This is a genomic window from Lactobacillus sp. UMNPBX19 (assembly GCF_002553805.1).
Classification (GTDB): domain Bacteria; phylum Bacillota; class Bacilli; order Lactobacillales; family Lactobacillaceae; genus Lactobacillus.
Window position 1 is genome coordinate 1 of the sequence record NZ_PCYR01000042.1, and the last position, 7,523, is coordinate 7,523.

General features: G+C 34.7%; 8 protein-coding genes. 1 reads left to right on the plus strand and 7 read right to left on the minus strand.

What is annotated here, in order from left to right; translation table 11 throughout:
• Positions 1-56 precede the first annotated feature (56 nt).
• Together greA and CP370_RS08645 are read right to left on the minus strand one after the other, a co-directional pair.
• The gene (greA, locus tag CP370_RS08640) at positions 57-518 is read right to left on the minus strand and encodes a transcription elongation factor GreA (RefSeq protein WP_004896018.1); all 462 of its coding nucleotides are present in this window, start codon (positions 516-518) and stop codon (positions 57-59) included.
• Positions 518-1,147: a hypothetical protein gene (locus CP370_RS08645; RefSeq protein WP_087713336.1), complete on the minus strand. Its 630-nt coding sequence runs from the start codon at positions 1,145-1,147 to the stop codon at positions 518-520. Before CP370_RS08645 ends, greA begins: the two co-directional genes overlap by 1 nt.
• A 162-nt stretch (positions 1,148-1,309) precedes the next feature.
• Here CP370_RS08645 and CP370_RS08650 point away from each other — a divergent pair, with 162 nt between their 5' ends.
• Complete coding sequence (locus CP370_RS08650; protein WP_087284913.1) at positions 1,310-2,620, plus strand: C1 family peptidase; 1,311 nt, start codon at positions 1,310-1,312, stop codon at positions 2,618-2,620.
• Between the two features lie 68 nt (positions 2,621-2,688).
• Here the strand turns inward: CP370_RS08650 and CP370_RS08655 are convergent, their stop codons facing one another.
• The 5 genes from CP370_RS08655 to opp3b all read right to left on the minus strand — a co-directional run bounded on the left by CP370_RS08655 (position 2,689) and on the right by opp3b (position 7,382).
• The gene (locus CP370_RS08655) at positions 2,689-3,342 is read right to left on the minus strand and encodes an HD domain-containing protein (protein ID WP_087713337.1); all 654 of its coding nucleotides are present in this window, start codon (positions 3,340-3,342) and stop codon (positions 2,689-2,691) included.
• 83 nt (positions 3,343-3,425) lie between these two features.
• Positions 3,426-4,364: an ABC transporter ATP-binding protein gene (locus tag CP370_RS08660; RefSeq protein WP_057718099.1), complete on the minus strand. Its 939-nt coding sequence runs from the start codon at positions 4,362-4,364 to the stop codon at positions 3,426-3,428.
• A gap of 16 nt (positions 4,365-4,380) precedes the next feature.
• Positions 4,381-5,415, minus strand: coding sequence for an ABC transporter ATP-binding protein (locus tag CP370_RS08665; RefSeq protein WP_087713338.1), 1,035 nt, complete (start codon positions 5,413-5,415; stop codon positions 4,381-4,383).
• A 5-nt stretch (positions 5,416-5,420) separates the two neighbouring features.
• Positions 5,421-6,449: an ABC transporter permease gene (locus tag CP370_RS08670; protein WP_087713339.1), complete on the minus strand. Its 1,029-nt coding sequence runs from the start codon at positions 6,447-6,449 to the stop codon at positions 5,421-5,423.
• Positions 6,450-6,452: 3 nt separating this feature from the next.
• The gene (opp3b, locus tag CP370_RS08675) at positions 6,453-7,382 is read right to left on the minus strand and encodes an oligopeptide ABC transporter permease (protein WP_057718102.1); all 930 of its coding nucleotides are present in this window, start codon (positions 7,380-7,382) and stop codon (positions 6,453-6,455) included.
• Positions 7,383-7,523 lie beyond the last annotated feature (141 nt).

Sequence of the window (7,523 nt, forward strand, 5' to 3'; positions counted from 1 at the left end):
AAAGGAAATCATCGTTCTTTTTTCATGTCTTAGGAATTAGTTTTTTCCCAGACACTTTAATTTACAGCGATAATTTTAACATCATAACTTCCAGCTGGCGCTTCAACAGTTACTGTTGCACCAGCTTTTTTCTTCATCAAAGCTTGCCCCAAAGGTGAATCAAAGGAAATTTTTCCCTTAGCTAAATCTGCTTCCATCCTACCAACAATCCGATACTTTTCAGCTTCATCGTCACCATCAAAAAGTAAAGTAACATTTGATCCTAAATCAATAGTCCCACTTTCATCTTTTTGAATAATTTCTGAATATCTTAATTGCTTATCTAAATAGCGTAAGCGACTTTGTAAATGCCCTAATTCCATCTTAGCTGTAGTATATTCAGAGTTTTCTGATAAGTCTCCCATACTACGAGCTTCTTGTAAGATTTTAATTCTTCGTGGCCGATCTTTCTTTAAGCGGGCTATCTCGTCTTTAATTTCCTGATAGCCTTCAGGCGTCATTTTCTGATAATAAACCATTATTTAACCTTAACATCATTTCCAGTAATCACATCTTGCTTGTAAAGATCACCATTCTTCACAGAGTAATGACCAACAATTGTTCCAGTTGACTTCTCAGCTAAAGAATATTGTCCATTGCCACCATCAATTAAAGTAAAATTATCCGGTCCATAGTTACTTGAATAGCCGTTTTCTTTGATCGTATTAGAAACCATTTTATTAAACATAGCATCTGAAGAGTTATTAGCTGACGCAGCACTTTGACCGCTATTATTTTGAGTATTAGATGCTGAAGAATTTGATGAACCATTTGAATTATTTGTGTTTCTTGATTCATTTGAATTAGAAGAAGCATTTGTGTTTGCTGATCCATTCTGGCTAGCTTTTTCACTAGTACTACTCTTGGAACTTTCGCTGCTACTCTTATCAGTTTTTTTATCTGAGTTAGTAGTTTCTGAATTATCAGTATCTATATCAGTCTTATCTTTCTTAGTTGTATGTTTTTTAGATTTGTGGTTCTTTTTATGGCTTGTGTTAGTACTTTTAGCTTCATTATTAGTATTTGATTGGCTTGCATTATTACTACAACCTACAGCTAAAAGCATTGTCATTAGGGTAATTCCTGATACAAAAATATTCTTTTTCATAGTTCTTACCTCCGATATTGTTATCAACATTATACTTCAGAATCACACTTTAAATCCTTATGAAAGCTACTTTCATTCAATAAAATTAGTGCATTAAGCTGGGATTTGCTGTATAGTGAATATAATGAAAAACATGATAAAAAAATTAAAGGAGTGTAATCTATGTCTCACGAATTAACCCTACAAGAAATCGATCAATTCCGTAGTGACTTTGATAATTCACGTAATCAAGTAGTTTCTCGCGCAGCAATGCGATCTGGTGTGTTAGAAGCTTCATTTAATCCAGCAGTTACTAACCGTCTAAACGATGTATTCTCTGTCGAAGTAGAAACTGATAACGTTACTAACCAAATGCAGTCAGGTCGTTGCTGGTTATTTGCAACCTTAAATACTTTACGCCATGATTTTGGTAAAAAGTATAAGGCTAAAAACTTCACCTTATCTCAAGCATATAACTTCTTCTGGGATAAGATTGAACGTGCTAATATTTTCTATGATGCAATTATTGATTCTGCTGATAAGCCTTTAGAGGATCGTACTGTTAAAGCCTACATGAACTTTGCTGGCTCAGATGGTGGTCAATGGGCAATGGCTGCTTCATTAGTTAAAAAATACGGTGTTGTACCAACTAATGCAATGCCTGAGAGTTTTAATACTAACCACACTTCTGGCTTAGCTGATGCTTTAGCTCGTAAGGAAAGAAAAGATGCCTTAGTTTTACGTAAATTAGTTCAAGAAGGTAAAACTGATGAAGTTGAAAAGAAGCGTAAAGAATTCTTAAGCGAAATTTACCGCATGACTGCAATTGCTGTTGGTGAACCACCTAAGGCTTTTGACTTAGAATATCGAGACGATGATAAAAAGCTTCACTTAGATAAGGACTTAACTCCAGTTGAATTCTTTAATAAATACTGGGATGTTAACTTTGAAGATTATGTTTGTTTAACCAATGCACCAGATCATGAATATGGCAAACTTTACTCTCTTCCATTTGAGGACAATGTTAACGGTGGTATCCCTATTACTTTCTTAAATGTTCCAATCGAATACTTAAAAGATGCTGCTATTAAGCAATTAAAAGATGGTGAAAGTGTTTGGTTTGGTAATGATGTCTTGAAAGAAATGGATCGTAAGACTGGTTACCTAGATACTGAACTATACAAGACCGATGAATTATTTGATGTTGATACTTATATGACTAAGGCAGAAAGATTGGCTACCGGTGAAGGCGAAGTTAGCCACGCTATGACTTTAGTTGGTGTTGACTTAGATAAGGGTGAAATCCGTAAGTGGAAAGTTGAAAACTCATGGAGTGAAAAATCTGGCCGTAAAGGTTACTTCACAATGAGCGATAAGTGGTTTGACGAATTTGTTTATGAAGTGGTTGTTAGAAAAGAGTTCTTAACTGAAGATCAAAAGAAACTTGCAGAAAGCAAGCCAACTCCACTTCCTGCTTGGGATTCACTAGCTTAGCAAAAATTAAAATATATACCAAAAAGAGATTTGTACCTATTGTTGATACAAATCTCTTTTTTCTTCAGCTATACATTCCATTCATCCATAAATTCTTGAACAAACTCACGCATATATTCAGTTCTCCGGTGTGCTTCCTTTTTAGCAGCAGGCGTATTCATTAGGTCTTCTAAATCAAATAATTTTTCATAGAAATGATTAATCGTGGTTTCTACATGATTGCGATATTGATCATGACTTATTAACTTCTCAGGCTTAATTTTAGGATCATAAATCTTATTTCCATGCTTACCACCATAAGTAAATGCTCTAGCAATTCCGATTGCCCCTAAACTTTCAATCCGATCAGCATCTTGCACATATTGTCCACTCAAAGGCAGTTGATAATGACGTTCAATATTAGCAGAAAAAGACATGTGTTGAATAGTAAATAAAATATCTTCTACTTCTAGATTAGTAAAACCAACCTTAGGCAATAATTCTTTGATTTCCTTTATAACTTTTTCGGGATCTTCGCAAATCTTTTCATCAATCGTATCATGCAAATAACTACCTGTTTGAATAATAGCAACGATTCTACTATCTTCATGTGCATCAGGATAATCGTTTAGATACATTTTTGTAGCTAGGTTTGCTACTCTTTGTCCATGATAGTAATCATGGCCTGTCTTTTCGCCTTTTAAATGTTTTTTGGTAAATTGCTTAACTAATTCAATATCCATCTTGCACCCTTCTTTTCTATATTTTAATTCTAACAGACACAAGAAAAAGATCTATCAGATATTTTATCCAATAGATCTTTAATTTACAGGTAACTCTTTGCAGCTTTCAAATAGTAGTCTACCTCATCATCAGCACATCTTACAAAATGTCCCGGTTCAATTTCATGTAATGAACGAGGCTTTCGAGGATCAAATTTTGAGTCATCATATTGTATTCTTTGTCTTTTACGTTCAACTTCTGGATCAGGAATAGGCACGGCAGAAATTAAACTCTTAGTGTAATCATGCAGTGGACGATTATAGACTTCATCTGCTGTTCCTACTTCAAGCAACTTTCCAAACCGCATAACTCCAATTCGATCAGAAATAAATTTAACCATTGAAAGATCATGGGCAATGAACAAGTAAGTTAACTTTTTCTTTTCTTGTAATTCTTTCATTAGATTAACTACCTGCGCCTGAATCGATACATCTAGTGCAGAAATCGGTTCATCAGCTACGATAAACTTCGGATTAATTGCTAAAGCTCTGGCAATCCCAATTCTTTGACGTTGACCACCAGAGAATTCATGCGGAAATCTTGAGGCATGTTCTTTACTTAAACCTACCAAGTTTAATAATTCAATAACACGCTTTTTCCTATCAGCTTTATTTTTAATTTGCTGGTGAATATCTAGACCTTCTGCAATAATATCTTCAACAGTCATTCTAGGATTTAAGGATGCGTATGGATCTTGAAAAATCATCTGTGCATCACGATGAAATTTCAATTTTTCCTTTTTGCCTTTTAATTTATTAACATCTTTTCCTTCAAAAATTATTTCTCCGTCAGTAGGCTCATAAAGATGCAAAATACTTCGTCCAGTAGTAGTCTTACCTGATCCTGATTCCCCTACTAAACCAAAAGTTTCACCTTCATAGATATCAAAACTGACATCATCTACAGCTTTGACAGTTGATCGACCCACTTTAAAGTATTGCTTTAAGTTTTTAACTTCTAAAATCTTTTTCTTTTCTGTCATCGCTTTTTCCTATCTATTATTTTTCTTTCATTTCTGCAAATTTTTTCTGTCTACGTCTAATCTCTGCTGGAGGAACAACTTTAGGAGCATTCGGATGCAGTAACCAGGTAGCAGCATAATGAGTCTCAGAAACCTTAAAGAAAGGTGGTTTTCTCTCGGCATCAATCTTCATCGCATACTTGTTACGTGGAGCAAAAGGATCTCCTTTAGGAGGATCTAGCAAGTTAGGAGGAGTTCCTGGAATTGATTCTAATTCTTTGCTTTCTAAAGTTGGCATTGAATTGATTAACCCCCATGTATAAGGATGTTGTGGGTTATAGAAAATATCATCAACAGATCCATATTCTAAAATCTCACCTGCATACATTACTGCTACTCGATCTGCCATTCCAGCAACTACACCTAAGTCATGGGTGATAAAAATAATTGATGTACCAATTTTTTTTTGCAAATCTTTCATTAAATCTAAAATTTCTGCTTGAACTGTTACATCTAAAGCCGTTGTTGGTTCATCAGCAAGTAAAATTTCTGGTTCACAAATTAAGGCAATTGCAATCACAATTCTTTGACGCATACCACCTGAAAATTGATGGGGATATTGATTAATTCTTTTTTCTGCATCTGGAATTCCAACAGCCTTCATCATTTCAAGAGCTTTTTTCCATGCTTCTTTTTTACTGACTCCCTTATGTTTAATCAGAGGCTCAGCAATTTGCTGGCCAATCTTCATTGTTGGATCTAAGGATGTCATTGGATCCTGAAAAATCATCGATATTTCATTTCCCCGAATTTTGCGCCAATCCTTTTCTTTAGTTGCCAATAAATTTTTACCGTGAAAATCAATCTCTCCACCAACTATTTCAGCGTTTTTAGCTAATAAGCCAATTATTGTTCGTGTAGTTACCGACTTTCCGGAACCTGATTCACCTACAATAGCTAATGTTTCTCCCTTGTTTAAATGAAAAGAAACGTTACGAATAGCCTTTACATCCCCAGCATATGTATGGAAATCAATTTTTAAATTTTTTACGTCTAAAACTTTTTCTGTCATCTCTTTTACCTTCTGCTCTTTGGATCTAATGCATCTCTTAAGCCATCACCTAACAAGTTAAAGGCAATCATCAAAACACATAACACAATTGCTGGGAACCACATCTGATATGGCAAAAATTGAAAATTCTTTTGCCCTTCATTAAGCAACACTCCAAGTGAAGTTTGAGGAGCAGATATACCAATACCGATAAAACTTAAAAATGCTTCAAAGAAAATAGCAGTTGGAATTGTGTACATCATTTGGATGATAATTAAACTTGAAAGATTAGGAACCAGGTGTTTTAACGCAATCTTCCAAGAAGATTGTCCTAAGTTACGGGCAGCTAAAACATATTCCTGATTCTTTAATGTTAATGTCTCTGCCCTAATTTGCCGAGCCATTGTTGTCCAAGAAGAAATGGCAATTGCTAAAATAATTGACATCATTCCTGGTTTTAAAACAACCAACATCAAAACAACAATTACTAAATTAGGAATTGACGAAATAATTTCGATAATTCGCTGCATTCCATTATCTACTCCTCCGCCTTTCCAACCAGAAACAATTCCATACAACACTCCAATGGTTAGGTCAAACAAGGCAGCAACAAAAGCGACAATTAAAGAAATTTTTGTTCCATAAATAATTCTTTGACCTAAGGGTCTGCCTAAATAATCAGTTCCAGCAAAGAAATACTTATCTTTAGGGATATGATTTTGTTCATATACATTTACCCACTTATCTCCCTGCTTTAATTTTCCATTTAAGCCATTAATTGCGCTCATACCAGGAACTTTTGCTGGCAAGTTTGCATACTGTGGATGTGACTTTACCAAGGTCTTGTTATTAATAAATGGCGTTGAACCAAATGCTACAAGAACCATTAAAATAATGACTACACCTGAAACGATTGCTGATTTTTTCTTCTTTAATTGCAGCCAAACACTCTGACCAAAGGATAAAGATGGTCCCGCAATATTTTCATTATCTTGAGCTTCATCAGGAGCTAATTTTTCAAAATCTTCAGGACTTACATTGAATTCTTCGTTCATTCTCTATCCTTCCTTTCCTTGCAATCTAATTCTTGGATCAATTAAGCCATAGATAATATCAGTAATTAATAAAACTACTACCAAGCCAATTGAATAAATCATTGTTACACCCATGATCGTTGGATAATCGTTAGTTAAAATTGACTTAACAAATTGTTCACCAATACCAGGGATATTAAAAATGTTTTCAATAACCATTGAACCAGTCATTAACGCTACGGTGTACGGACCAAGCAAGGTTACAATTGGAATCATACTATTACGCATTACATGTCCGCGAACAACTTCCATTCGACTCAGTCCCTTAGCGCGTCCAAGTTCTACATAATCCTGATTCATGTTATCGACCATACTAGTTCTTACAAATCGTTCGGTTTCAGCCATTGGAGCAACCGCTAAAGCAATCGTTGGCAAAACAGATTGTGAAAATGAACCCCAGCCAGCAATTGAAAACCAGCCTAATTTTAGAGCAATATAATACTGCAAGATAACAGCTAAAACGAAGTTAGGTACTGATCTTCCGATAATTGCCAAAACTGTTGAAGTAGAGTCAACCCACGTACCTTGTTTTACAGCAGCTAAAGTTCCTAATAAAACTCCAAATACGACTCCTACCACCATGGCTTGCAAACCTAATTGCATAGAAACAGCCAAACGTGGCAAGATCAAACTAGTTACTGATTGATTAGCGTATTGGAAAGAAGTACCGAAATCACCCTTGAACATTCCACCCAAATAAATTAAATATTGAACAAAGACGGGCTTATTTAAACCATATTGCTCGTTCATAATTTTAATTTGAGTTGGTGTCATTTTAGCTTCATTTGCATAAGGCGACCCCGGCATAGCTTTCATTAAGAAGAAAGTTGCTGTTGCCACAATAAACAAAGTTAAGATCATATAAAAGACACGTTTTAATATATATTTACTCATATTTAGCCTTTCATTAACTCATACTTTTTTAATATTGTATTTAATAAAAAAATCGGAGATCTTATAATCTTCGATTTTTTATTTAACGCCGATTGTAAAATTAAATTGAACACTTGATAGAAAATAAAAAGTCCATTTGGA

Coding starts and splice junctions, on each gene's coding strand:
- opp3b (WP_057718102.1), bottom strand. CDS start 7,382: ATGAGTAAATATATATTAAAACGTGTCTTTTATATGATCTTAACTTTG.
- CP370_RS08655 (WP_087713337.1), bottom strand. CDS start 3,342: ATGGATATTGAATTAGTTAAGCAATTTACCAAAAAACATTTAAAAGGC.
- CP370_RS08665 (WP_087713338.1), bottom strand. CDS start 5,415: ATGACAGAAAAAGTTTTAGACGTAAAAAATTTAAAAATTGATTTCCAT.
- CP370_RS08645 (WP_087713336.1), bottom strand. CDS start 1,147: ATGAAAAAGAATATTTTTGTATCAGGAATTACCCTAATGACAATGCTT.
- CP370_RS08660 (WP_057718099.1), bottom strand. CDS start 4,364: ATGACAGAAAAGAAAAAGATTTTAGAAGTTAAAAACTTAAAGCAATAC.
- CP370_RS08670 (WP_087713339.1), bottom strand. CDS start 6,449: ATGAACGAAGAATTCAATGTAAGTCCTGAAGATTTTGAAAAATTAGCT.
- greA (WP_004896018.1), bottom strand. CDS start 518: ATGGTTTATTATCAGAAAATGACGCCTGAAGGCTATCAGGAAATTAAA.
- CP370_RS08650 (WP_087284913.1), top strand. CDS start 1,310: ATGTCTCACGAATTAACCCTACAAGAAATCGATCAATTCCGTAGTGAC.